Origin of the sequence: Marivita sp. S6314 (assembly GCF_023015985.1) — a bacterium.
In the GTDB taxonomy this organism is placed as follows: Bacteria; Pseudomonadota; Alphaproteobacteria; order Rhodobacterales; family Rhodobacteraceae; genus Marivita.
Genome location: NZ_JALKAO010000002.1, coordinates 713,833 through 734,844, shown reverse-complemented (window position 1 = coordinate 734,844; position 21,012 = coordinate 713,833). Strand labels below are relative to the sequence as shown.

General features: G+C 61.5%; 23 protein-coding genes. 16 read left to right on the top strand and 7 right to left on the bottom strand.

Annotated elements, in window-relative coordinates; all coding sequences use genetic code 11:
• Nucleotides 1–38: 38 nt before the first annotated feature.
• From coaBC to MWU54_RS08105, 6 genes are all read left to right on the top strand, one after another.
• Nucleotides 39–1,232 carry a bifunctional phosphopantothenoylcysteine decarboxylase/phosphopantothenate--cysteine ligase CoaBC gene (gene coaBC, locus MWU54_RS08130; RefSeq protein ID WP_247082023.1) on the top strand — a complete coding sequence of 398 codons (1,194 nt, stop codon included), beginning with the start codon at nucleotides 39–41 and terminating at the stop codon, nucleotides 1,230–1,232.
• A 65-nt stretch (nucleotides 1,233–1,297) separates the two neighbouring features.
• The gene (dut, locus tag MWU54_RS08125; protein WP_247082021.1) at nucleotides 1,298–1,741 is read left to right on the top strand and encodes a dUTP diphosphatase; all 444 of its coding nucleotides are present in this window, start codon (nucleotides 1,298–1,300) and stop codon (nucleotides 1,739–1,741) included.
• Nucleotides 1,738–2,796, top strand: a complete 1,059-nt coding sequence (gene moeB, locus MWU54_RS08120; protein WP_247082019.1) for a molybdopterin-synthase adenylyltransferase MoeB — start codon at nucleotides 1,738–1,740, stop codon at nucleotides 2,794–2,796. The genes dut and moeB overlap by 4 nt, the downstream gene beginning before the upstream one ends.
• Before the next feature lie 92 nt (nucleotides 2,797–2,888).
• The gene (locus MWU54_RS08115) at nucleotides 2,889–3,680 is read left to right on the top strand and encodes a transporter substrate-binding domain-containing protein (protein ID WP_247082018.1); all 792 of its coding nucleotides are present in this window, start codon (nucleotides 2,889–2,891) and stop codon (nucleotides 3,678–3,680) included.
• A gap of 18 nt (nucleotides 3,681–3,698) precedes the next feature.
• On the top strand, nucleotides 3,699–4,490 hold the full coding sequence (locus MWU54_RS08110) for an amino acid ABC transporter permease (protein ID WP_247082017.1): 792 nt from the start codon (nucleotides 3,699–3,701) through the stop codon (nucleotides 4,488–4,490).
• Between the two features lie 108 nt (nucleotides 4,491–4,598).
• A complete protein-coding gene (locus MWU54_RS08105; protein WP_247082016.1) occupies nucleotides 4,599–6,611 on the top strand; it encodes a M3 family metallopeptidase in 2,013 nt (670 codons plus the stop codon).
• A gap of 46 nt (nucleotides 6,612–6,657) precedes the next feature.
• On the opposite strand, the gene MWU54_RS08100 is transcribed toward MWU54_RS08105, so the two are convergent.
• Both MWU54_RS08100 and MWU54_RS18730 read right to left on the bottom strand, forming a co-directional pair.
• Nucleotides 6,658–6,993: a metalloregulator ArsR/SmtB family transcription factor gene (locus tag MWU54_RS08100; RefSeq protein ID WP_247082015.1), complete on the bottom strand. Its 336-nt coding sequence runs from the start codon at nucleotides 6,991–6,993 to the stop codon at nucleotides 6,658–6,660.
• Between the two features lie 27 nt (nucleotides 6,994–7,020).
• Nucleotides 7,021–7,155 (bottom strand): hypothetical protein, encoded by a 135-nt coding sequence (locus tag MWU54_RS18730; RefSeq protein ID WP_281496005.1) that lies wholly within the window; start codon nucleotides 7,153–7,155, stop codon nucleotides 7,021–7,023.
• A 257-nt stretch (nucleotides 7,156–7,412) separates the two neighbouring features.
• Between MWU54_RS18730 and MWU54_RS08095 the strand changes: the two genes are divergently transcribed.
• The 5 genes from MWU54_RS08095 to MWU54_RS08075 all read left to right on the top strand — a co-directional run bounded on the left by MWU54_RS08095 (nucleotide 7,413) and on the right by MWU54_RS08075 (nucleotide 10,013).
• Entirely contained in the window at nucleotides 7,413–7,781 is a 369-nt protein-coding gene (locus tag MWU54_RS08095) for an AtpZ/AtpI family protein (RefSeq protein ID WP_247082014.1), read from the top strand.
• Nucleotides 7,774–8,523, top strand: a complete 750-nt coding sequence (locus MWU54_RS08090) for a F0F1 ATP synthase subunit A (protein ID WP_247082013.1) — start codon at nucleotides 7,774–7,776, stop codon at nucleotides 8,521–8,523. The genes MWU54_RS08095 and MWU54_RS08090 overlap by 8 nt, the downstream gene beginning before the upstream one ends.
• A gap of 66 nt (nucleotides 8,524–8,589) precedes the next feature.
• Nucleotides 8,590–8,814, top strand: a complete 225-nt coding sequence (locus tag MWU54_RS08085; protein WP_072775827.1) for a F0F1 ATP synthase subunit C — start codon at nucleotides 8,590–8,592, stop codon at nucleotides 8,812–8,814.
• Between the two features lie 84 nt (nucleotides 8,815–8,898).
• On the top strand, nucleotides 8,899–9,444 hold the full coding sequence (locus MWU54_RS08080) for a F0F1 ATP synthase subunit B' (protein ID WP_247082012.1): 546 nt from the start codon (nucleotides 8,899–8,901) through the stop codon (nucleotides 9,442–9,444).
• Nucleotides 9,441–10,013, top strand: coding sequence for a F0F1 ATP synthase subunit B (locus MWU54_RS08075; protein ID WP_247082010.1), 573 nt, complete (start codon nucleotides 9,441–9,443; stop codon nucleotides 10,011–10,013). Before MWU54_RS08080 ends, MWU54_RS08075 begins: the two co-directional genes overlap by 4 nt.
• Nucleotides 10,014–10,127: 114 nt before the next feature.
• Here MWU54_RS08075 and MWU54_RS08070 read toward each other — a convergent pair whose 3' ends face one another.
• From MWU54_RS08070 to MWU54_RS08060, 3 genes are all read right to left on the bottom strand, one after another.
• Entirely contained in the window at nucleotides 10,128–10,793 is a 666-nt protein-coding gene (locus MWU54_RS08070) for a YggS family pyridoxal phosphate-dependent enzyme (RefSeq protein WP_247082008.1), read from the bottom strand.
• Complete coding sequence (locus MWU54_RS08065; RefSeq protein ID WP_247082006.1) at nucleotides 10,784–12,253, bottom strand: sulfotransferase; 1,470 nt, start codon at nucleotides 12,251–12,253, stop codon at nucleotides 10,784–10,786. Before MWU54_RS08065 ends, MWU54_RS08070 begins: the two co-directional genes overlap by 10 nt.
• Before the next feature lie 101 nt (nucleotides 12,254–12,354).
• The gene (locus MWU54_RS08060) at nucleotides 12,355–13,275 is read right to left on the bottom strand and encodes a porin (RefSeq protein WP_247082004.1); all 921 of its coding nucleotides are present in this window, start codon (nucleotides 13,273–13,275) and stop codon (nucleotides 12,355–12,357) included.
• 397 nt (nucleotides 13,276–13,672) lie between these two features.
• On the opposite strand from MWU54_RS08060, the gene MWU54_RS08055 reads away from it, so the two are divergent.
• Nucleotides 13,673–14,056, top strand: coding sequence for a DUF3576 domain-containing protein (locus MWU54_RS08055; protein WP_247082218.1), 384 nt, complete (start codon nucleotides 13,673–13,675; stop codon nucleotides 14,054–14,056).
• Between the two features lie 41 nt (nucleotides 14,057–14,097).
• Here the strand turns inward: MWU54_RS08055 and MWU54_RS08050 are convergent, their stop codons facing one another.
• Entirely contained in the window at nucleotides 14,098–15,360 is a 1,263-nt protein-coding gene (locus tag MWU54_RS08050) for a glycosyltransferase family 4 protein (protein WP_247082003.1), read from the bottom strand.
• Nucleotides 15,361–15,495: 135 nt separating this feature from the next.
• Nucleotides 15,496–15,981 carry a hypothetical protein gene (locus MWU54_RS08045; protein WP_247082002.1) on the bottom strand — a complete coding sequence of 162 codons (486 nt, stop codon included), beginning with the start codon at nucleotides 15,979–15,981 and terminating at the stop codon, nucleotides 15,496–15,498.
• A gap of 164 nt (nucleotides 15,982–16,145) precedes the next feature.
• On the opposite strand from MWU54_RS08045, the gene leuS reads away from it, so the two are divergent.
• From leuS to MWU54_RS08025, 4 genes are read left to right on the top strand one after another with little or no spacing between them, the layout of a single operon-like run.
• On the top strand, nucleotides 16,146–18,728 hold the full coding sequence (gene leuS / locus MWU54_RS08040) for a leucine--tRNA ligase (protein ID WP_247082001.1): 2,583 nt from the start codon (nucleotides 16,146–16,148) through the stop codon (nucleotides 18,726–18,728).
• On the top strand, nucleotides 18,715–19,209 hold the full coding sequence (gene lptE, locus MWU54_RS08035; protein ID WP_247082000.1) for an LPS assembly lipoprotein LptE: 495 nt from the start codon (nucleotides 18,715–18,717) through the stop codon (nucleotides 19,207–19,209). Before leuS ends, lptE begins: the two co-directional genes overlap by 14 nt.
• Nucleotides 19,206–20,231: a DNA polymerase III subunit delta gene (holA, locus tag MWU54_RS08030; RefSeq protein WP_247081999.1), complete on the top strand. Its 1,026-nt coding sequence runs from the start codon at nucleotides 19,206–19,208 to the stop codon at nucleotides 20,229–20,231. Before lptE ends, holA begins: the two co-directional genes overlap by 4 nt.
• Nucleotides 20,232–20,270: 39 nt before the next feature.
• Complete coding sequence (locus MWU54_RS08025; protein ID WP_247081998.1) at nucleotides 20,271–20,855, top strand: glutathione S-transferase; 585 nt, start codon at nucleotides 20,271–20,273, stop codon at nucleotides 20,853–20,855.
• The last annotated feature ends 157 nt before the right edge of the window (nucleotides 20,856–21,012 follow it).

Below are 21,012 nucleotides of genomic sequence, written 5' to 3'. Positions count from 1 at the left end.
GTAACACTTGGGGCAGGCAACAACCTGGGGCGGGCCTTATGCTAAGCGGCAAGCGTGTGTTACTGATCATCGGCGGCGGGATCGCGGCGTATAAGTGCCTTGATCTGATCCGGCGTCTGAAAGAGCGCGGCGCGGCGGTGACGCCGGTGATGACGCGGGCTGCGGGCGAATTTGTGACACCGTTGTCGGTGTCGGCATTGGCTGGTGAAAAGGTCTATACCGATCTGTTTGATCTGACCGACGAGGCCGAGATGGGGCATATCCAGCTGTCGCGGGTGGCGGACCTGGTGCTTGTGGCCCCGGCGACGGCGGATCTGATGGCGAAGATGGCCAATGGGTTTGCCAGCGACATGGCGACAACCTTGCTTTTGGCGACCGATACGCCGGTGATGATGGCCCCGGCGATGAATGTGCGGATGTGGGAGCATCCGGCGACGCAACGCAATCTGGCGGTGTTGCGCGGGGATGGTGTGGCGGTGGTCGGGCCGAATGACGGTGACATGGCCTGTGGCGAGTTTGGGCCGGGGCGCATGGCGGAACCGCTGGAGATTGTCGACGCGGTGATCGGCGCGGTGGCGGCGGGGCCGTTGTCGGGCAAGCGGATCGTTGTGACCTCGGGGCCGACCCATGAGCCGATTGACCCGGTGCGGTACATCGCAAACCGGTCGTCCGGGGCGCAGGGTACAGCGATTGCGGCGGCGTTGCGGGCGTTGGGGGCCGAGGTGGTGTTTGTCACCGGTCCGGCCGAGGTGTCGCCGCCTGACGGCGTCGAGGTGGTGCCCGTGGAGACGGCGCAGCAGATGCGCGACGCCGTGCATGCGGCGCTGCCTGCGGACGCGGCGGTGTTTGCGGCCGCCGTGGCGGATTGGAAAGTTGTGGGTGCCTCGGACAGCAAGATCAAGAAACAGGCGGGGCAGTTGCCGACCCTGTCGTTCGAGGAAAACCCCGACATTCTGGCGGAGGTGTCGCAGATGGCAGACGGACGCCCCGGACTGGTTGTTGGATTTGCGGCCGAGACGGATGATGTGGTGGCCAATGCGACGGCCAAGCGTCAGCGCAAGGGCTGTGACTGGATCGTGGCGAATGATGTGTCGCCTGCCACGGGCATCATGGGGGGATCCGAAAACGCGGTTACGGTGATTTCGGACAGCGGCGCGGAGGGCTGGCCGCGCATGGGCAAGGATGCGGTGGCGCGGCAATTGGCAGCGCGGATTGCCGACGCGTTGGTCTGACGGTGCGGGCGCACCATTTGGCATATTTGTAAAAAGAAGAAGGGCGAAGCGTGGTCACGATAGAGATGACGTGGGACGACGGTGCGGACAGGTCATTGGGGCTGCCGAGCTATGCAAGCGCTGGCGCGGCGGGGGCAGATCTGCGGGCAAATTTTCCCGATCGCGGGGCGGTTGTGCTGGAGCCGGGCGCGCGCATGCTGGTGCCGACAGGTCTGCGGCTTGCGATCCCGGAGGGCTACGAAGTGCAGGTCCGGCCGCGGTCAGGTTTGGCGCTGAAACACGGGATCACGTTGCCCAACAGCCCCGGTACGATTGACAGTGACTATCGCGGGTCGCTGGGGGTAATCGTCATGAATACAGGGGCGGAGCGGTTCGAGATTTCGCATGGCGACCGGATTGCCCAGATGATCGTTGCGCCGGTTGTGCGCGGGGCCTTTGTCGAGGTTGCGGCGTTGGACGAGACCGATCGGGGGACCGGGGGCTTTGGATCGACCGGGGTGGCGTCATGATTGTTGTCTTGTCGATGGCGGTTGCCCTTTGGGGCTTGGGCGCGGTGCTGCGGATTCCGCGCAAGGCGCGGCTTTACATGGTGGGATTGCTTTACGTGGCGGTGCTGTTTGTGCAGGTGGCGTTGCCTTTCGGGCATCCGTTGCGCATGGCGACCGGCGAAAGCGCGGCCTTGTGGATTTTGATCGGTGTCTCTGCGGCCGTGGCGGTTCTTTATGGCAAGGTGGTGCAGGGTCTGAAGGCACGGGCCGAGGCCAGGGAGCAGGCCGAGCATGTACCGGTGGTGCGGTCGGAGAAGTTTTCCGGCACAGAGCTTGAACGCTATGCCCGCCATATCGTGCTGCGCGAGATCGGCGGGCCGGGGCAGAAGGCGCTGCGCGATGCCAAGCTGTTGGTGATCGGGGCCGGGGGGCTGGGCGCGCCGGCGTTGCAATATCTGGCCGCCGCCGGTGTCGGCACCATCGGGGTGATTGATGATGACGTGGTGGAGAATGCCAATCTGCAACGGCAGGTGATCCACCGGGACGAAGATATCGGTCTGCCCAAGGTGTTTTCGGCGCAAAAAGCGATGATGGCGCAGAACCCCTATGCCGAGGTACGACCCTATCACCGACGGTTGACCGACGCGATCGCGGAAGAGTTGTTTGCCGAATACGATCTGGTTCTGGACGGGACGGATAATTTCGAGACGCGGTACTTGGCGAACCGGGTGGCGGTGGCGTCGGGCACGCCTTTGATTTCCGGCGCTTTGGCGCAGTGGGAGGGGCAGATTTCGGTGTTTGATCCTGCAAATGGTGCGCCGTGTTACCAATGTATTTTCCCTGAAGCCCCGGCGGACGGTCTGGCGCCGTCCTGTTCGGAGGCGGGGGTCATTGGGCCGTTGCCGGGGGTGATCGGGGCGATGATGGCGGTGGAGGCGATCAAGCTGATCACGGGCGCGGGGCAGCCCTTGCGGGGCGAGCTGTTGATCTATGACGCGCTTTGGGGAGAGACCCGGAAGATTGCGTTGAAGCGGCGGGTAGACTGTCCGATTTGTGGGTCGGGGGTGCCGGGCTGAAGCCCGGCCTACGGGGCGGGTACGCAGGTGGTGCTTGCCCTGACGGATGGGCGCGGCATACTTGGCGGCAAATCCAAGAGGGAGTCGGACGAATGAAACGCATGTTTGGTGCAGTCGCAGCGGTGGTGTTTGGCGCAAGTGCGGCGCTGGCCGGGGGGCATTTGCCCGATCTGGAAGGGCGCGAAGTGGTTGTGGTGACTGAAAACGCCTATCCGCCGTTGCAGTTCGTGGATCCGGCCAGCGGTGATGCCGTAGGCTGGGAATATGACGCCATGGCCGAGATTGCCGAGCGGCTCAATATCACCGTGGTTTACGAGAATATCTCGTGGGATGCGATGATCGCGGCGGTGAGTGAAGGCCAGTTCGATATGGGCATGACCGGGATCACCATTCGGGAGGACCGGGCCGAGAAGGTGGATTTCTCGGAGACGTATATGACGTCCGAGATGTTGATGATGGTGCGCTCAGACGAAGACCGGTTTACGGATGCCGCGTCTTTTGCGGCGGATGCGGATCTGTTGATGGCCGCGCAGCCGGGGACCACGCCGTTTTACGTCGGGGTGTATGACGTGCTTGACGGCGATGAAGCCAACCCGCGGATCAAGCTTTTCGAGACATTCGGAGCCGGGGTGCAGGCGCTGCGCACGGGCGACGTGGATCTGGTCTTGTCGGACAGCACGGCGGCCAATGGCTATGTCGAGGCGTCTGAAGGGACCTTGAAGATCATCGGAGACAAGCTGGGCACCGAGGATTTCGGGTTCATCTTTCCCAAGGGGTCCGACCTTGTGGAGCCGATCAACGCGGCGATCAAGGATATGCGGGAGGATGGCACCATTGATGCGCTCGACAAGAAGTGGTTCCTTGATTTCAAGATCGGCGGTTAATTCGGCGCGTTCGCGCGGATGATCCCGCAGTCTAAGCCTGACAGCGATTTTCCCTACTGGCTGGTGGCCGTGGTCGGCCTTGGCCTGTGGGGATTCTGGCAAATTCTGGAAAGTGACCTGCACACGCAGATCCTGAGCACGCTCATGCGCGGTGTGCAGGTGACGGTGTTTGTCACGCTGGTGGGGTTTGCGCTGGCGGCCGCTTTGGGGTTGCTGATTGCGCTGATGTCTCTGTCAGGGTCGCTGATCCTGCGGCAGGTGGCGCGGTTTTATACCGAGATCGTGCGGGGCATTCCGATCATCGTGCTGCTTTTATACGTGGCCTTTGTGCTGGCACCGGGTCTCGTGGCGCTGCGCAATACGGTGCTGGAGCCGCTTGGGTTTGAGCCCATCCGGACGCGGGAGTTTTCCCTTCTTTGGCGGGCGATCATTGCGTTGATGATCGGGTATTCGGCGTTTATTGCCGAGGTGTTTCGCGCCGGGTTGCAATCGGTTGACGAAGGTCAGATCGAGGCCGCGAATGCCCTGGGGCTCAAGCGCTGGCACCGATTCCGGTTCATCGTGTTTCCGCAGGCGATCCGCACGATCCTGCCGCCCCTGGGCAATGATTTCGTGGCGATGATCAAGGATTCCTCGCTTGTTTCGGTGCTGGGGGTTCTGGATGTGACGCAATTGGGCAAGGTCACGGCGGCGGGCAATTTCCGGTATTTCGAGACCTACAACGTGGTGGCGCTGATCTATCTGACGATGACGATCAGCCTGTCGATTGTCTTGCGCCGGTTGGAAGTTCGGTTGCGCAACCGGCCCTGAGCGCCCGTGGTCGCGTGGCATTGGCATATTTGGAAAAAGAAGAGGCGAGGGTTGGTTGCCCTTGGTCGGTGGCGCGCCTAGGTCTTTGGGGAAGATAGGAGAGACCTTATGACCAACCCGTTGCTGGAGACCTGGGAGACACCGTTTGGCCTTGCCCCGTTCGAACGGATCTCGGACGCTGATTTTGCGCCTGCAATCGAGGCGGCGATGGCGGAAGACCTGGCCGAAGTGGAGGCAATCGCGGCGTCTGAAGACGCACCGAGTTTTGAAAACACGATCGAGGGGCTGATGCGGACGGGGGCCAAGCTCGATCAGGTGTTGGGGGTGTTCTACAACCTGGCCGGGGCGGATTCGAACCCGGCGCGGGAAGAGATCATGCGGGAGTTTTCACCGAAGCTGGCGGCGCATTCGGCGGCGATTTATGGCAACACGGCGTTGTTTGAACGGATTGAGGCGGTCTGGCAGGCGCGCGACACGCTGGAGCTGACGGATGAGCAGCAGCGGGTGCTGATGCTGACGCGGCGCGGGTTTGTGCGTGCGGGCGCGGCGCTGGAAGGGGACGCGGCCGCGCGGATGAAAGAGATCAAGGGGCGGTTGGCGATCCTTGGGACGGCGTTTGGGCAGAACCTGTTGGCGGATGAGCGCGATTGGCAGCGGGCGCTGTCCGAAGATGAGCTTGAGGGCTTGCCGGCGTTTGTAGTGGATGCGGTGCGCGCTGCGGGTGAGGAGCGCGGGGCGGATGGGCCTGTTTTGACGTTGTCGCGGTCGGTGATTGTGCCGTTTTTGCAGTTTTGTCCGAACCGGAGCTTGCGCGAGGAAGCCTGGCGCGCCTGGGCGGCACGGGGCGCAAATGGCGGGGAGACGGACAATCGCGACGTGGCGGCAGAGATTTTGCAGTTGCGATCCGAGCGGGCGCGGTTGCTGGGATATGATGATTTTGCGTCTTACAAGCTTGAGACCGAGATGGCAAAAACGCCGGACGCGGTTCGCTCTTTGTTAATGGATGTCTGGCAACCTGCCAAAGCACGGGCCGAAGCGGATGCGGCCTTGCTGGAAGAAAGGATGGTTGCGGATGGTGTAAACGGGCCGTTGCAGGCCTGGGACTGGCGGTATTATTCCGAGGCGCGGCGGCGCGAGGAATTTGCGCTGAATGAAGCGGAGCTGAAACCGTATTTTCAGCTCGACCGGATGATCGAGGCGGCGTTTGCCTGTTCCAAGCGGTTGTTCGGGCTGGAGTTCAGGGCGCTGGATGTGCCGCTCTATCATGCCGATTGCCGGGCGTGGGAGGTCACGCGGGATGGCCAGCATGTTGCCGTGTTCATCGGTGACTATTTCGCGCGGGCGTCGAAGCGGTCGGGCGCGTGGTGTTCGGCGTTTCGGTCGCAGCGCAAGTTCCCGGATGTGCAGGCCCCGGTCGTTGTGAATGTGTGCAACTTTGCCAAGGGTGATCCGGCGCTTCTGTCTTACGATGATGCGCGGACGTTGTTTCACGAGTTTGGTCATGCGCTGCACCAGATGTTGTCGAATGTGACCTATGGCATGATCTCGGGCACGTCGGTGGCGCGGGACTTTGTCGAACTGCCCAGCCAGCTTTACGAGCACTGGCTGGATGTTCCGGAGGTGTTGCAGGAATTTGCCACCCATGCCGAGACCGGGGAGGCGATGCCGCAGGCATTGCTGGACAAGGTATTGGCGGCGGCGACCTATGACATGGGGTTCCAGACGGTGGAATACGTCGCATCGGCGCTGGTCGATCTGGCGTTCCACGAAGGCGAACCGCCTGCAGACCCGATGGCAAGGCAAGCCGAGGTTCTGGCCGGGATCGGCATGCCGGAGGCGATCATCATGCGCCATGCCACACCGCATTTTGCGCATGTGTTCACCGGTGACGGGTATTCGTCGGGGTATTATTCCTACATGTGGTCCGAAGTGATGGATGCGGATGCATTCGAGGCGTTTGAAGAGGCCGGTGGCGCATTTGATCCGGGAATGGCCGAGAAACTGGAGAAATTTATCCTGTCGGCGGGCGGGTCCGAAGAGGCGGATGTGCTGTATACCAAGTTTCGCGGGCGTATGCCGGGGGTTGACGCGTTGCTGAAGGGGCGCGGACTGGCGGCTTGAGCGGGGGACCCTCCGTGGACGGAGGGTCGTAAATGCGTTGACGCATTTACCGGGGTTCCTGGGGGATGTCCTCGGATTTGAGAAAGCGTTCGAAGGCGTCCAGATGGATGGCTTCGAACTGGCCAAAGGCCTGCATCCAGATGCTGGCATCCCGAAGCGCGTCGGGTTCGAGTTTACACCATTTCACCCGACCGCGTTTTTCCTGACTGATCAGGCCTGCATTGGCGAGAATGATCAGATGTTTGGAGATCGCGGCCAGGGACATCTCGAACGGGTCTGCCACATCTGTGACAGCCATGTCGTCTTCCAGCAGCATCGATAGAATCTGTCTGCGGGTTGGATCCGCAAGGGCGGCAAAGACAGTGTCGAGCGATTTCTCCATGAGTCCTGTCCTTACCAGCCACAGTGGTCAATGAATAGACAGCACAAGACAGGTGATCGGCAGGCCAACAATCGTGGCGGCGGCAACCGCTGCCGGGTTGTCGCCAATTGGCGTGTAGGTCAGGGCAGACAGGACGGGCAGGACACCGAGCGGGGTCAGCAAGGGCTGTCGCTTTGGTGGTCTACGCGCCGTGTTGTCCGGGCAGTTGACCGGAGATGGGGCAGATCGGAGACCGTTGCCTGGCGGCACACTCAACCGAAGTGTTGAATAACGGATACTGCCCTGTTTGCGCCAACGCGGGCTTACAGCGGAGTGAGTGCTGTCTTTGGTCAGTTTAAAAATATTATTTAACAATGAGTTACGCAAACTGCCTCACCGCGCCGCTGCGCCTTGACTCGGACCGTTCTGACCAATAGCACATGGCCAAAGTTCCGACCGAGGTGGGGCGCGTGACCGAGAGTGATCCAAAGCAGCGACTGGCCGAGCTGGAAGCGCGGATCGCGGCGGCCAAGGGGGCCGAGGAGAGCACGCCACATCAGGAGGAACACTATTCGCAGGCGCAGCATGCGTGGCGGATGGTGATTGAGATGGTGTCCGGTCTTGGGATCGGATTTGGCATCGGATACGGGCTGGACGCGATCTTTGGAACGCAGCCCTGGTTGATGGTGCTGTTTACATTGCTGGGCTTTGCCGCGGGGGTCAATGTGATGATCCGCACCGCGAAAGAGCTTCAGGTGAAGAAACTGGCCGATCTGGCCGGAGAGGATAAAAGGGGCGACAATGGCTGACGCAGCAAAAGAAGGCGGTCTTGTATTCCACCCGATGGACCAATTCATCGTAAAGCCGCTTTTTGGCGACGGTGCGGTGGGTATGTTCACCTTTACCAACGTTGCGCTGTGGCTGTTGCTGGCTGTGGCCTGCGTGGTTGCCCTGATGGTCTTGGGGACGTCCAAGCGCGCAACGGTTCCGACGCGGACGCAGTCGATCGCCGAACTGGCCTATGGCTTTGTCTACAAGATGGTTGAGGATGTGACCGGCAAGGATGCGGTGAAGTACTTCCCGTATATTTTCACGCTGTTCATGTTCATTCTGTTTTCGAACTTCCTCGCGCTGATCCCGATGTCGTTTTCGCCGACATCGCACATCGCCGTGACGGCGATCCTCGGTTTTGGCGTGTTCTTTGCGGTCACGATCCTGGGCTTTGTCAAGAACGGTGTCGGGTTCCTGGGCTTGTTCTGGGTGTCGAGCGCGCCATTGGCGCTGCGTCCGATCCTGGCGCTGATCGAGGTGATCTCGTATTTCGTGCGCCCGGTCAGCCACTCCATTCGTCTGGCGGGCAACATCATGGCGGGTCACGCGGTTCTCAAGGTGTTTGCGGGCTTTGCCGCGATCACGGTGGTTGCGCCGCTGTCCGTTCTTGGCATCACCGCGATCTACGCGCTTGAGGTGCTGGTCTCTGCGATCCAGGCCTACGTGTTTACCATTTTGACCTGCGTGTATCTGAAAGATGCACTGCACCCGTCTCACTAACGAACGGTGCGTGAAATTACGCACCCTACGCACTAACGCTAACTTCCAATCGTAAGGAGAATTCACATGGAAGGCGATCTCGCACACATCGGCGCAGGCCTGGCAGCAATCGGTTCCGGCGCAGCCGCCATCGGGGTGGGTAATGTTGCAGGTAACTACCTTGCAGGCGCTCTGCGCAACCCGTCCGCTGCTGCATCGCAGACAGCAACGCTCTTCATCGGTATCGCGTTTGCAGAAGCGCTGGGGATCTTCGCGTTCCTCGTCTCGCTCCTGCTGATGTTCGCCGTCTAAGCTTCGGACCAAATCCTTACGCGCGGGCGGTGCTGCAGTAACGCGGCCCGCCCGATGTAACGACACGTTCCGACGGAGGACGACATGGCAACCGAAACAACAGGCACAGCCAGTGCATGTGTTGGACCCGATGGCAGCGCCATTGGCATGCCACAGCTTTGCGCCGACTGGATGCCGAACCAGATTTTCTGGCTTCTGATCGCGCTCATCGCGATTTACTTTGTCCTGTCCCGCATCGCTTTGCCGCGCATTGCGGCGGTTCTGGCGGAACGGCAAGGCACGATTACAAACGACCTCGCAGCTGCTGAAGATCTCAAGCAGAAGGCTGTGGAGGCGGAAGAGGCCTACAACAAGGCTCTGTCCGATGCGCGCGCCGAGGCGCAGACGATCATCGCCCAGAACAAAGCCGAGATGCAGGCAGAACTGGATAAAGCCATCGCAAAGGCGGATGCCGAGATTGCTGCGAAAGCGGCGGAGTCTGAAAAGGCGATTTCGGATATTCGGGCCTCTGCGGTTGAGTCCGTTGAAGCTGTGGCAAAAGACACGGCCGGGAGTATCGTTGCGGCCCTGGGTGGGTCGGCTGACGACGCCACGGTTGCTGCGGCTGTTGACGCACAGATGAAAGGGTGAGCGCCATGCAACGTATCATGACCATTGCTGCCGCCACCCTGATGGCGGGCCCCGCATTCGCGGCAGGCGACAAGCCGTTTTTCTCGCTGGCCAATACAGACTTTGTTGTCACGATTGGTTTTCTCGTCTTCATCGGCGTGTTGCTGTATTTCAAGGTGCCATCGACATTGATGGGGCTTCTGGACAAGCGCGCCGAGGGCATCCAGTCCGAACTGGACGAGGCGAAATCGCTGCGTGACGAAGCGCAGGCGTTGTTGGCCTCGTACGAGCGTCGCCAGCGTGAAGTTCAGGAACAGGCCGACCGCATCATTGCGCATGCGAAAGAAGAAGCGGCGCTTGCCGGTGAGCAGGCCAAGGCGGATCTTGAGAAGTCGATCCAGCGCCGTCTGGCTGCTGCAGAGGACCAGATTGCGTCGGCGCAGGCCGGGGCGGTGAAAGAGGTCCGGGACCGGGCGATTGTGGTGGCGATCAAGGCTGCACAGGATGTCGTGGCCAAGCAGATGACGGCCAAGGCTGCGGCCAAGACCATCGACGACGCGATTGCCGAAGTGGGGCAGAAGCTGCACTGAGCGATGCTACACCCGAGTTAAGAAAAGCTCTGGCGATTGCCGGGGCTTTTTTCGTTGGGGGCGTTGCCCCCGCGCCTTTGGCGCTCCCCCAAGGTATTTGGGGCAAGAGGAAGATCAGGCGGTGGGCTGTGCCGGGACGCGTGCGCCAAACAGGGCAGAGCCGACGCGGATATGGGTGGCCCCGAAGGCGATGGCCTGTTCGAAATCGTCGCTCATTCCCATGGAGAGTTGGTCCAGCCCGTTGCGCTCTGCCAGTTTGCGGAGCAGCGAGAAATGCAGGGACGGGGTTTCGTCGACCGGGGGAATGCACATCAGGCCGTGCACCGGCAGGTCCAGCGCGCGGCATTCGGCGATGAAACTGTCGGTGTCGACGGGGGCAATGCCTGCCTTTTGCGGCTCTTCCCCGGTGTTGACCTGAATGAAGAGCGGCGGGCAGGTGCCGGTTTCCTGTGCCAGGCGGGCCAGGGTTTTGGCCAGTTTGGGGCGGTCGACCGTGTGGATCGCATCGAAGAGTTCAAAGGCCTGGCGGGCCTTGTTGGTTTGCAACGGGCCGATGAGATGCAGGTCAATGCCGTCATAGGTTTCCCGGAAGGCGGGCCATTTGCCAGCGGCTTCCTGCACGCGGTTTTCGCCGAAGCAGCGTTGGCCTTCCTGCAGCACGGCCTCGACCCGTTCGTTGGGTTGGACCTTGGAGACGGCAATGAGCCTGATCGTGGACGGGTCCCGGTCTGCGTCCTGTGCCGCCTTGGCGATGCGCGCTGTGATGTCGGTCAATCCCATGGTGTGTCTCCCCATGCGTCAAAGAAGGGTTTCAGATCGGCTTCGTAGCGCCGCCAGGCCTGAGCTGAGCTTTGGTAAATGGGCTGGCGGACCTGATGCAGGCTGAGTGTGTTTACGGTGCCGCCGGATTTGTGGAAGTCCAGACATTGGTCTTCCCAGTCAAGTCCCGCGGCGCGGATCAGGGTTTGTGAGCCTTTGACCGGATCGGCGACAAGATCCTCGTAGTGGATCTCTGCGAAGCGGTCGGGCAGCGTGTCGCGCCAATGCGCGATGACCTGTCGGAAGGCTTTGATGACGTCGGCAATGGCGGCGAGGTCATTGGCGTAGCGGTGGGTGCCGCCTTTGAAGTGGTTCTTGTAGATCGACACGGCGATATCGCGCGGATCGCGATGCACCACGATGAAGCGGGCGTTGGGCAGCGTGGCGTGCAGCAACCCGTAGATCATGAATGCCATGATGGATTTGTCGGTGAGCCACGGCGTGCCTTGGGTGGCGTGAGAGCTGTTGGCGGCGGAGAGCTGGTCGACAAAGGCCGTGAGCTGGGCGGGCGTGGCAGACGAGAGCGGACGCATGGCTGCGCCATCGCCGAACGTTTTATAGGCGCATTTGAGCGCGGTGGCCATTTCGCCCCCGGCTTGAACCTGGCTGTGGCTGGCGATGATCTGTTCGGCGAGCGTGGTGCCGGAGCGGGGCAGGCCGGTCACGAAGATCAGGCCCGGATCAGTGCCTTTTGCGTCGGGGATGGGGGTGATCTTGTCCTGCGCCTTGAGCACGGCCTGGCGTTCCTGCGCGCGGTCGCCCGGATCATCGGGCCAGACGGCCGCCTGGGCGGCATTGGCCTGACGCAGATGGGCGAAGACCTTGTCGGTCTGGCCGGTGTCTTCCATCACCTTGGCGAGCGCGAAATGGATGTGCAATTTGCCCTGCTGGGACAGCTTGGGATGTTTGGACAGGCGGCGCATGGCGGCGATCAAGGGATCGCCCGGTTTGAATTTCAGCGTGGCGGCCAGCATGCGATAGAGTTCGGCGTCATGCGGGTGCTTTTTGATCAGCTTTCGAAACAGCTTTTCAGAGGCGGCGAACTGTCCGGTGCGTTGCAGGTACAGCGCTTTTTCGGCCTGGTGTTTGATCGCGGTGGGGTTCTGCGCGATCTGGCGATCGAGCAGCATCAGGACTTGATCGTGATCTTCCAGCGCCGTGTAGGTTGCGATGGCTTCCGTCAGGATGACGGGGTCATCGGGGCGCAGGGACAGGGCGGCATCAATGGCGGTGCGGCGTTTGTCGGGATGGCCCATGCGCGCGGCGAGTCGCGCACGCTGAATGTGGATTTCGGGGCTTTTGGGGGCTTGCAGGGCGAGCCCGTCCAAGAGTGTGGACGCCTCTTTCCACTGTCCGGCCTGCGCCAGCCGCAGCGCTTTTTCATAGGTGATTTTCAAGGACTGCTGTGGCGGGACGTGCATCGTTGCCTCGTGCGTTTGCCACTAGCTAACGGGATGGCTCACAAAAGAAAAGAGCGGGCACATGGCCCGCTCTTCCCTTAACCAAGTCTGGTTATGAGCTATTAGAAGCTCATGGACAGACCGAGCGAGTAGCTGTCGCTGTCGCCGCCGCCGTCGAAGTCGCTGTTGCCATAGCCGAGGTGTGCAGCAAGACCGCCACCCAGGTCGTATGTTGCAGCTACACCGAAGCCGGAGCAGTCGCCACAACCCAGTGTCCAGTCTGTGTATTCACCGTAGTTCACACCAACGGACAGAGCGTTCATGGAGTAGCCTACGCCGATCGCCATGTGTGTCGCGTCGTCTGGGCCACCTTCGATGTCAGCCTGTGTGTAGTTGATCGCTGCGGAGAAACCGCCGCCGAACTTGGCGTCGAGGCTTACACCGACGAGATCAGCTGTGTCTTCCTGAGACTGGTAACCAAGACCAACACCGAGTGTTGTGCCACCCAGGTCCGCGGAGTAGCGAACACCGAGACCCCAAACTGGGTCGAGGGTGCCTGTGTCGTCGATTTCAGCGGAGAGACCGGCTGTGAAGCCAGCTGCGGAGTAGGATACGCGTGCGATCTGACCGTCGAACGTGCCGTCGAGGCCGGAGTTGCCGTTGTAGCCAGCGTGGGATGTTTCGTCATCCGCGATGGATGCACCCGCGAGAGCAACTTCCTGCAGAGCCGCGTCAAACGCGCCGTCTGTGTCGCCCATGTCGAGGCGCAGGTTGCCGTAGGACAGGAAGTATGTTTCGCCGCCCTGAGTTGTGTTGTCGAACGCGCCGTTTTCGTCGAGGTCAACCTTGGCACCGAATGCCAGGCCGCCGTCGGATTCGCCTGTCATGGAGAATGTGACGTCGATGTCTGTGTGCCACTGGTCAGTCGCATACTTGTCGCCACCGATGATACCGATTTCGGCATAACCTGTGATTGCGACTTCGGCCGCTGCGATCCCAGCAGTTGCTACCAGCGCGGTGGAAGCGAGAAGAAGAGTTTTCATGTTTTCCCTCATATGTACGTAAGGCCATATCGTTCCAGATGGGCCGGTTTAACGAAGCCTCTATGCTCCCGCCGGGGGGTTGTTTGCAAGTCAAGCAGAAGGCGGTCCGGGAACTTGGCGATCTGTGATGCTGTTTTGCCACAAGAATCGCGATGCGGTTTCCGCCTTAAAGAACACAGCCTTACGCGTGACCGCCAAGTTCGGCTTGTCGTGCATGGGTTCGGCTTGTATGCAAAGCGTGAGGCACACACGTAAACGAGGGCAAACTCCCATGGACCTTACACGTTTCAGGACAGGCTTTGCCATTGCTTTTATTGGAGCTTTTGCCTCTGGCTGTGGGATCTTCGGCGGAAATTCCGACCGCGAACCGGTCGAGACGCGCCCCGCCAATGACATCATGGACGAGATAATCGAGCAGCAGCGACCCAATCGGGCGCAGTCATCGTTGTTCGATTTCTTCCGGAATCGGAACGATGCCGGACAGGTCGGCGCGGTAAACAAATACATCTGGAATGCGGCGCTTGAGACGCTGGATTTCCTGCCTGTTCAGTCGGTCGATCCGTTCACCGGTGTAATCACCACGGGATTCGGCACTCCGCCGGGTGGCGGGCGTGCCTATCGGGCGACGATTCTTGTCAATGACCCGGCGCTGGATGCGCGGTCGCTGAACATCGCGTTGATGACGCGGTCCGGTCCGGTGAGCGCGTCGACTGTGCGTGCCGTAGAGGACGCGATCCTGACGCGGGCGCGGCAACTGCGACAGCAGGACAGCGGTTTCTAAGACCACTCCTTTCAGATTTGAGCGGTTGCCGGCGGCAGGGTCTAGTCCTGTGGCATGCGTACGGGATGTGCCTTGGCCAGGTCATCCACCCATTTCAGTTGCCGTGGCAGGCAAATGCGTTTGAGGTCGTAACGTTCGCGCACGACGCGTCGCGCCTGCGTTCCCAGAAGATCGCGCCGTTCCGGGGCATCAAGCAGGCTGCAGATGCTCTGTACGAGCGCGGTCCGGTCAAAGAAATCGACCAGAAGCCCGGTCTGCCCGTCGCTGAGCACCTCGCGCACGGGGGCCGTATCAGAGGCGACGATGGCGCATTTGGCGCTCATCGCTTCGAGCAGCGACCAGGACAGGACAAACGGGTAGGTCAGGTAGACATGCACTGTGCTGACCTGCAGGAGCGACAGGAAGGTCGGATAGGGCACGCGGCCAAGGAAATGCACGCGGGACCAGTCCACATCTGGGATCTGGTTGCGCGCCTCGTCGATGAAGATCTGTTTCCAGCTTTTGCCGTCGGGCGGCTTTGCGCCGTAGCTGGTGTCATCGCCGCCCAGCAGCACGACCTGCGCCTGCGGGCGTTGGCGCAGGAGATCGGGCAGCGCGCGCATGAACACGTGATATCCGCGGTAGGGTTCGAGATTGCGGTTCACAAAGGTGATGATTTCATGCGCCGGCGTGAGATTTCGCCCGTCCGGCAGGGTGAGAGTGGCATCGGGATTTGGCGTGACGTGATCGGTGTCGATGCCGTCATGACTGACCGTGATGCGGTTTTGATAATGTTCTGGATAGGTGCCGGCTTGGAATTGGGTCGGGCTGAGCCCGGCATCCATCACCTCTTCGTGCAGGCGGTTGTTGATGTTCTTCAGGCGCAATCGCAGGGCGTCACGGTCCGGGGTGGGGCTGGGAAATTCGGGGTCGAACCCGGTCTCGTCCCGGCCTGAGCGGTGATAGAGTTCGCAGTAGAGGCCGAGGCGCGCATCGGGCCAGACATCCTTGAGAAACAGGCTTTCGCCCCAGCCGTGATGGGCCAGGATCACATCGGGGCTGTAGCCCTGTTTTTTGAGCGCCATCGCCGCATCAAAGCAGCTGGTGCCGCGCAGAATCTTGGTTTCGAGATCAATCAGCCACGGGTGAATGCCGCGCGTGCTGGACCCGGTGACGGCATAGGGCAGGACGGTGATGCCCTGCCACTTGGTGGGTTCTTTAACCTTTGGGGTCAGGACAACCACCTGATCGCCCCGTGCGGCAAGCGCGGGACCAAGATGTTTGAACTGGGCGGGAAAATTCTGGTGGATCAATAATATGTTCATAGTCACCGAATACACACATGGGATGTCACAGGTATGCCTTGAAAAATGCGGTGTCACAACGGTTTGGCGGCAGGTTGCGACCCGCTTGTGCCAGATATGGGTGTGGTTCGGATATGTCTGGTCCGGGCGGCGGGCCTATTGTTCCCACTCGGCGGTTGCGCTGCGCCAAAGGGATGCGTCGGCGTCCCAGATACTGGCCGTCACGCAGGGGGTCGGGTTGATGCCGCCGCATTGTGTGCCGTGCACATCGGTCAGAAGCACACGGTCAGGGCCGCTGTTGGTAACACGCCAACCACGGTTGAGAATCGCGCCGACATGGTCGCCGATCAGGAAATGGGTCAGGCATCCGCCGGTGCCGCAATAAAGGGAGACGGCGGAAGAACAAAGAAAGCGCGCTTCGTCGAGGACCCAGTCAAGCTCGGGGTCACCATCAAGATCAACGCGGGAGACAGCGCCCCAATCAAGCGTAAAGGTTCCGTTTTCAAACGCTGCGCAGGCCGTGTCTGCGTCGGCGACCTTTGCCGCCAAGGCTGGAGGCAGGGTTTGCAGGTCTGTCGCCGCTGCGGCGATTGGACAGAACGCGGCGGCCAGGGCAGTCACGATTGATGCAAGCCGTTTCATGTTGCGGTCCTTTCGGGGCAGTCTGACAGGTGTGAGACATCGAGGCATGCCGGATGGAGTTTGTCCAGCTCTCCGGTGGTGTGCGTGAGTGGCAGGACTGGACCATCACGCAGCATCAGCCTATCACGCTGCCCAACATGAAGCCCACCACAAGGACACACCCCATGTCGCGTTACGAACCCTCGGCCATTGAACCGAAATGGCAGGCCGCCTGGGAAGAGCAGGGAACCTTCCGCGCTGTGCGCTCTGAGGACAAGCCGAAATACTATGTGCTTGAGATGTTCCCGTACCCGTCCGGACGCATACATATCGGCCATGTGCGCAACTATACGATGGGCGACGTGATCGCGCGCTACAAGCTGGCGACCGGGCATAATGTGCTGCATCCGATGGGGTTTGATGCGTTTGGCATGCCAGCAGAAAACGCGGCGATGGCGTCTGGCGGGCATCCGAAGGATTGGACCTATTCCAATATCGACACGATGGTCAGCCAGATGAAACCGCTGGGGTTTGGCCTTGACTGGTCGCGCATGTTTGCCACCTGTGATCCGGAATATTACGGCCAGCAGCAGGCGCTGTTTCTGGATTTCCTTGAGGCGGGTCTGGTCTATCGCAAGAACGCGGTGGTGAACTGGGATCCGGTCGATATGACCGTGCTTGCCAACGAACAGGTGATCGACGGCAAGGGCTGGCGCTCGGGCGCTGAGGTGGAACGGCGCGAGCTGACGCAGTGGTTCTTCAAGATCTCCGATATGTCCGAGGAACTGCTGGACGCGCTTGACAGGCTCGATGACTGGCCGGCCAAGGTGAAGCTGATGCAGGCCAACTGGATCGGCAAATCGCGCGGGCTTCAGTTTGCGTTCTCGACCATTGATGGCCCGGATGGGCATGACCGGATCGAGGTTTACACGACCCGTCCCGATACGCTCATGGGCGCGTCTTTTGTGGGCATTTCGCCGGACCATCCGCTGGCCAAACATCTTGAAAAGGACAATGCGGAACTGGCGGCGTTCAATGCCGAGTGCCGCAAAGGTGGGACCACGGAAGAGGCGCTGGAGAAGGCCGAGAAGAAAGGCTTTGATACCGGGCTGCGGGTGCGGCATCCGTTTGATACGGCGTGGGAATTGCCGGTCTATGTGGCGAACTTTATCCTGATGGATTACGGCACTGGCGCGATTTTTGGCTGCCCGGCCCATGACCAGCGCGATCTGGACTTTGCGCGGAAGTATGACCTGCCGGTGGTGTCGACCTATGCGCCGGTCTCGGACGAGGGCACGGATTTGCCCGAGGATGGCGGGGATGCCTATGTGCCGGCCAAGACCGAACGCGTGATCTATGTGCGCGGGTTCGCGGGCGAGACAGAGCAGACCGGGAATGAGGGCATCGACGCGGCGATTGCGTTTTGTGAAAAGAATGGCGTCGGCCATGGAGTGACCAAGTTCCGCCTGCGCGACTGGGGGTTGAGCCGCCAGCGTTATTGGGGCTGTCCGATCCCGGTGGTGCATTGCGATGCCTGCGGTGTGGTGCCCGAAAAGAAAGAGAACCTGCCGATTGCGTTGCCCTATGACGAGGACGGGAAAGCGATTGATTTCTCGGTCCCGGGCAATCCGCTGGACCGGCACCCGTCCTGGCGCAATGTGCCGTGCCCATCTTGCGGCAAGCCCGCACAGCGGGAGACCGACACGATGGATACCTTCGTGGATTCGTCGTGGTATTTTGCCCGTTTCACCGCCCCGCGCGCCGGGACGCCGACGAACATGGACGATGCGGCCTACTGGATGAATGTGGACCAGTATATCGGCGGGATTGAACACGCGATTCTGCATTTGCTGTATGCGCGGTTCTTTGCGCGCGGGATGCACCAGACAGGGCATTTGCCCGAAAGCGCGAAAGAGCCGTTTGATGCGCTGTTTACCCAAGGGATGGTGACGCACGCGATTTACCAGACGACGGGCAAGGATGGGCGGCCGGTCTATCATTACCCCGAGGACGTGGAATTGCGCGATGGCACGGGGTTTCTGAAGGACGGGACCGCGGTTCAGATCATTCCGTCGGCCAAGATGTCCAAGTCCAAGAACAACGTGGTCGATCCGGTGGCCATCATCGAGCAATACGGCGCTGACACCGCGCGGTGGTTCGTGTTGTCGGATTCGCCCCCCGAACGGGATGTGGAATGGACAGCCTCGGGCGCCGAGGCCGCGGCGAAGCATTTGAACCGGGTGTACCGGATTGCCGCTGAGGTGGCCGAGGCGAACGAGCCTGCGAACGATGCGGATGAAGCGCTGCTGCGCGAGATGCACAAGGCCATCCATGATGTGACCGGCGGGGTCGAGAGCTTTGGGTTTAATGCCTCTATTGCAAAGCTTTACGCGTTCACCAATGTGCTGGCCAAGTCAAAGGCCGGGTCAGACGCCAAGCGCCAGGCGACGCGGGTATTGGCGCAGCTGATGTCTCCCATGACGCCGCATCTGTCCGAGGAAGTCTGGGCGCTTTTGGGCGGTGAAGGTCTGATCGCCAACGCGCCATGGCCGGTGGCGGACGAGGCGATGCTGGTCGAAGATACCGTCACGATGCCCATTCAGGTGAACGGCAAGCGCCGGGACGAGATCTCCGTGCCCAAGGACATGGGCAAGGATGAGGTTGAAAAGCTGGCGCTGGCGACCGATGGTGTGGTGCGGGCGCTGGATGGGGCCGCGCCGAAAAAGGTGATCGTGGTGCCGGGTCGGATCGTGAATGTTGTGGCATAGACGCCAAACGCTTGTTGCCCTGTCCGCGCTGGTTGCGGCGGCGGGGTGCGGGTTTGCGCCCGCCTATGGACCGCAGGGCGGTGCGGCGGTGTTGCAGGACAATCTGCGCGTCACCGCCCCCAAGCGCCGGGACGGGTTCCTGATTGCGCAGCGGTTGGAAGACCGGTTCGGGCGCAATGATGGCGGGCGGTATGAGCTGACCGTCAGGCCCGAGATCCGGCGGCAGGGCTTGGCGACGTCGGTTGAAGGCACGACCAACCGGTTCCGGCTGACCGGGTTTGCCGATTACGCCTTGCGCGACACCGAGACCGGCACCGATGTGCGGCGCGGGCGGGTGACGAACTTCACCGGGTTTTCCGCCACCGGGTCCACCGTTGCGACCTTGGCGGCTGAGCGGGACGCAGCTGCGCGGTTGATGGTGATCTTGGCCGACGAGATCGTGGATCGGCTTGTCCTGTCTGCTGCGGGATTGCCGGCATGAAGCTGCCTCCACGCGAGGCGTCGGGATATTTTGCAAAACCCGATCCGACGAAGACCGGCATTCTGATCTACGGCGAAGACGCGATGCGGTTGGCGCTGAAGCGGCAGGAATTGATTTCTGCCCTGATTGGCCCCGAGGGTGAGGCCGAAATGCGGCTGACGCGCATTCCGGCGGCGGAACTGCGCAAGGAGCCCGCACTTCTGGGGGATGCGATCAAGGCGGTGGGGTTTTTTCCCGGCCCGCGCGTGGCATTTGTGGAAGACGCGAACGACACGGTCGCGCAGATCATTGCCGGTGCGGTTGAGGATTGGGCACCCGGCGATGCGCAGATCGTGGTGACGGGGGGGCAGTTGCCCGCGAAATCCAAACTGCGCAAGCTGTTTGAGGGGCATGCGAATGCCTATGCGGCGGCGCTTTATAATGATCCGCCGTCGCGCGCCGAGATCGAGGCAGAGCTGACGCGGGCCGGTCTGGCGCGACCTGACGGCGCGGCGATGGAGATGCTGACGTCTTTGTCGCGCGAGATTGATCCGGGGGATTTCCGGCAAACGCTTGAGAAGATTGCCTTGTACAAGCTGGGGGATGAGACACCGTTGACGCCGGACGAGGTGACGGTGTGCGCGCCGGGATCGACCGAGGCGGATCTGGATGATGTGCTCAATATCGTGGCCGAGGGGCGCACCGGCGAGATCGGGCCGGTGATGTCGCGCTTGGGGGCGCAGGGCACGGCGGCGGTGACCTTGTTGATCATGGCCACCCGGCATTTCCGGGCATTGCACACAGCGGCGTCTGATCCCGGTGGCGTGGGACAGGGCATGGGGCGATTGCGTCCGCCTGTGTTCGGGCCGCGCCGGGACCGGATGTCACGGCAGGCGTCGGGCTGGGGGATGCACCGGTTGGAACAAGCGTTGCACATGCTGCTGGAGACCGACCTGTCCTTGCGCTCTGCTGGGCAGCACGGACCTGCGCTGGCGATCGTGGAACGGTCGTTTATCCGCCTGTCGATGTTGGCGCGACGGTAGCGGGTGCCGGGCAGATGCCCGGCCTACGGAGGAGGGGATATGTACAAGCTGGTTGGTCTTCGCATGACGCGGGCGTTTCGCGCGCTTTGGATGCTGGAAGAGCTGGGCGTGCCCTATGAGCATGTGCCCGCAGCGCCGCGGTCCGACGAGGTGCGGGCGGTCAGCCCCCTGGGCAAAGTGCCGGTGCTGGTGGATGGCGACGTCGTGATCCCGGATTCGATGGCGATCCTGACATATCTCGCGGACAAGCACGGGGCGTTTACCCATCCGGCGGGCTCGGCGGCGCGGGCGCAGCAGGATGCCTGGACCTTTCGCATTCTGGACGAGGTGGATGCGGTTCTCTGGACCGCGGCGCGGCACAGTTTCGTTTTGCCGGACGCGGAGCGTGTGCCTGCGGTGAAAGACAGTCTGAAGGCCGAATTCGCGCGCAATATGGGGCAGATCGCGTCGGAAATGACATCGGAGTGCCTGATGGGGGCCGATCCTTTGGTACCGGATTTCCTGTTGGCGCACTGCCTGGGCTGGGCGCGCAACGCGGATTTCCCGGATGCGCCGGAGGTGTTGGTGGCGTATCTGCGGCGGTTGCGGGCGCGGCCGGCTTTCCAGCGGGCGGCGGCCTTGTAAAGGCTTTGGGCCTTGGAAAAAGGAGCGCTTGCGCGCGCTTGATGTCTCGGCGTCGGGCTGCGCCCTTTGGCCTCGGGCTGAGCGGCGACGCGACGCATCCGGCAGCGGCGCGCTGCGGCAGCGGATGCGTGTGCATATTTGGAAAAAGAAGATGAGA

Excerpts from the sequence above, each read along its gene's own strand:
- dut (WP_247082021.1), top strand. The coding sequence starts at position 1,298 with ATGACGTGGGACGACGGTGCGGACAGGTCATTGGGGCTGCCGAGCTAT.
- moeB (WP_247082019.1), top strand. The coding sequence starts at position 1,738 with ATGATTGTTGTCTTGTCGATGGCGGTTGCCCTTTGGGGCTTGGGCGCG.
- MWU54_RS08100 (WP_247082015.1), bottom strand. The coding sequence starts at position 6,993 with ATGGAGAAATCGCTCGACACTGTCTTTGCCGCCCTTGCGGATCCAACC.
- coaBC (WP_247082023.1), top strand. The coding sequence starts at position 39 with ATGCTAAGCGGCAAGCGTGTGTTACTGATCATCGGCGGCGGGATCGCG.
- MWU54_RS08105 (WP_247082016.1), top strand. The coding sequence starts at position 4,599 with ATGACCAACCCGTTGCTGGAGACCTGGGAGACACCGTTTGGCCTTGCC.
- MWU54_RS08070 (WP_247082008.1), bottom strand. The coding sequence starts at position 10,793 with ATGGGATTGACCGACATCACAGCGCGCATCGCCAAGGCGGCACAGGAC.
- MWU54_RS08060 (WP_247082004.1), bottom strand. The coding sequence starts at position 13,275 with ATGAAAACTCTTCTTCTCGCTTCCACCGCGCTGGTAGCAACTGCTGGG.
- MWU54_RS08065 (WP_247082006.1), bottom strand. The coding sequence starts at position 12,253 with ATGCACGTCCCGCCACAGCAGTCCTTGAAAATCACCTATGAAAAAGCG.
- MWU54_RS08095 (WP_247082014.1), top strand. The coding sequence starts at position 7,413 with ATGGCCAAAGTTCCGACCGAGGTGGGGCGCGTGACCGAGAGTGATCCA.
- MWU54_RS08090 (WP_247082013.1), top strand. The coding sequence starts at position 7,774 with ATGGCTGACGCAGCAAAAGAAGGCGGTCTTGTATTCCACCCGATGGAC.
- MWU54_RS08050 (WP_247082003.1), bottom strand. The coding sequence starts at position 15,360 with ATGAACATATTATTGATCCACCAGAATTTTCCCGCCCAGTTCAAACAT.
- MWU54_RS08085 (WP_072775827.1), top strand. The coding sequence starts at position 8,590 with ATGGAAGGCGATCTCGCACACATCGGCGCAGGCCTGGCAGCAATCGGT.
- holA (WP_247081999.1), top strand. The coding sequence starts at position 19,206 with ATGAAGCTGCCTCCACGCGAGGCGTCGGGATATTTTGCAAAACCCGAT.
- MWU54_RS08080 (WP_247082012.1), top strand. The coding sequence starts at position 8,899 with ATGGCAACCGAAACAACAGGCACAGCCAGTGCATGTGTTGGACCCGAT.
- lptE (WP_247082000.1), top strand. The coding sequence starts at position 18,715 with ATGTTGTGGCATAGACGCCAAACGCTTGTTGCCCTGTCCGCGCTGGTT.
- MWU54_RS08045 (WP_247082002.1), bottom strand. The coding sequence starts at position 15,981 with ATGAAACGGCTTGCATCAATCGTGACTGCCCTGGCCGCCGCGTTCTGT.
- MWU54_RS08110 (WP_247082017.1), top strand. The coding sequence starts at position 3,699 with ATGATCCCGCAGTCTAAGCCTGACAGCGATTTTCCCTACTGGCTGGTG.
- MWU54_RS08115 (WP_247082018.1), top strand. The coding sequence starts at position 2,889 with ATGAAACGCATGTTTGGTGCAGTCGCAGCGGTGGTGTTTGGCGCAAGT.
- MWU54_RS08055 (WP_247082218.1), top strand. The coding sequence starts at position 13,673 with ATGGACGAGATAATCGAGCAGCAGCGACCCAATCGGGCGCAGTCATCG.
- MWU54_RS08025 (WP_247081998.1), top strand. The coding sequence starts at position 20,271 with ATGTACAAGCTGGTTGGTCTTCGCATGACGCGGGCGTTTCGCGCGCTT.
- leuS (WP_247082001.1), top strand. The coding sequence starts at position 16,146 with ATGTCGCGTTACGAACCCTCGGCCATTGAACCGAAATGGCAGGCCGCC.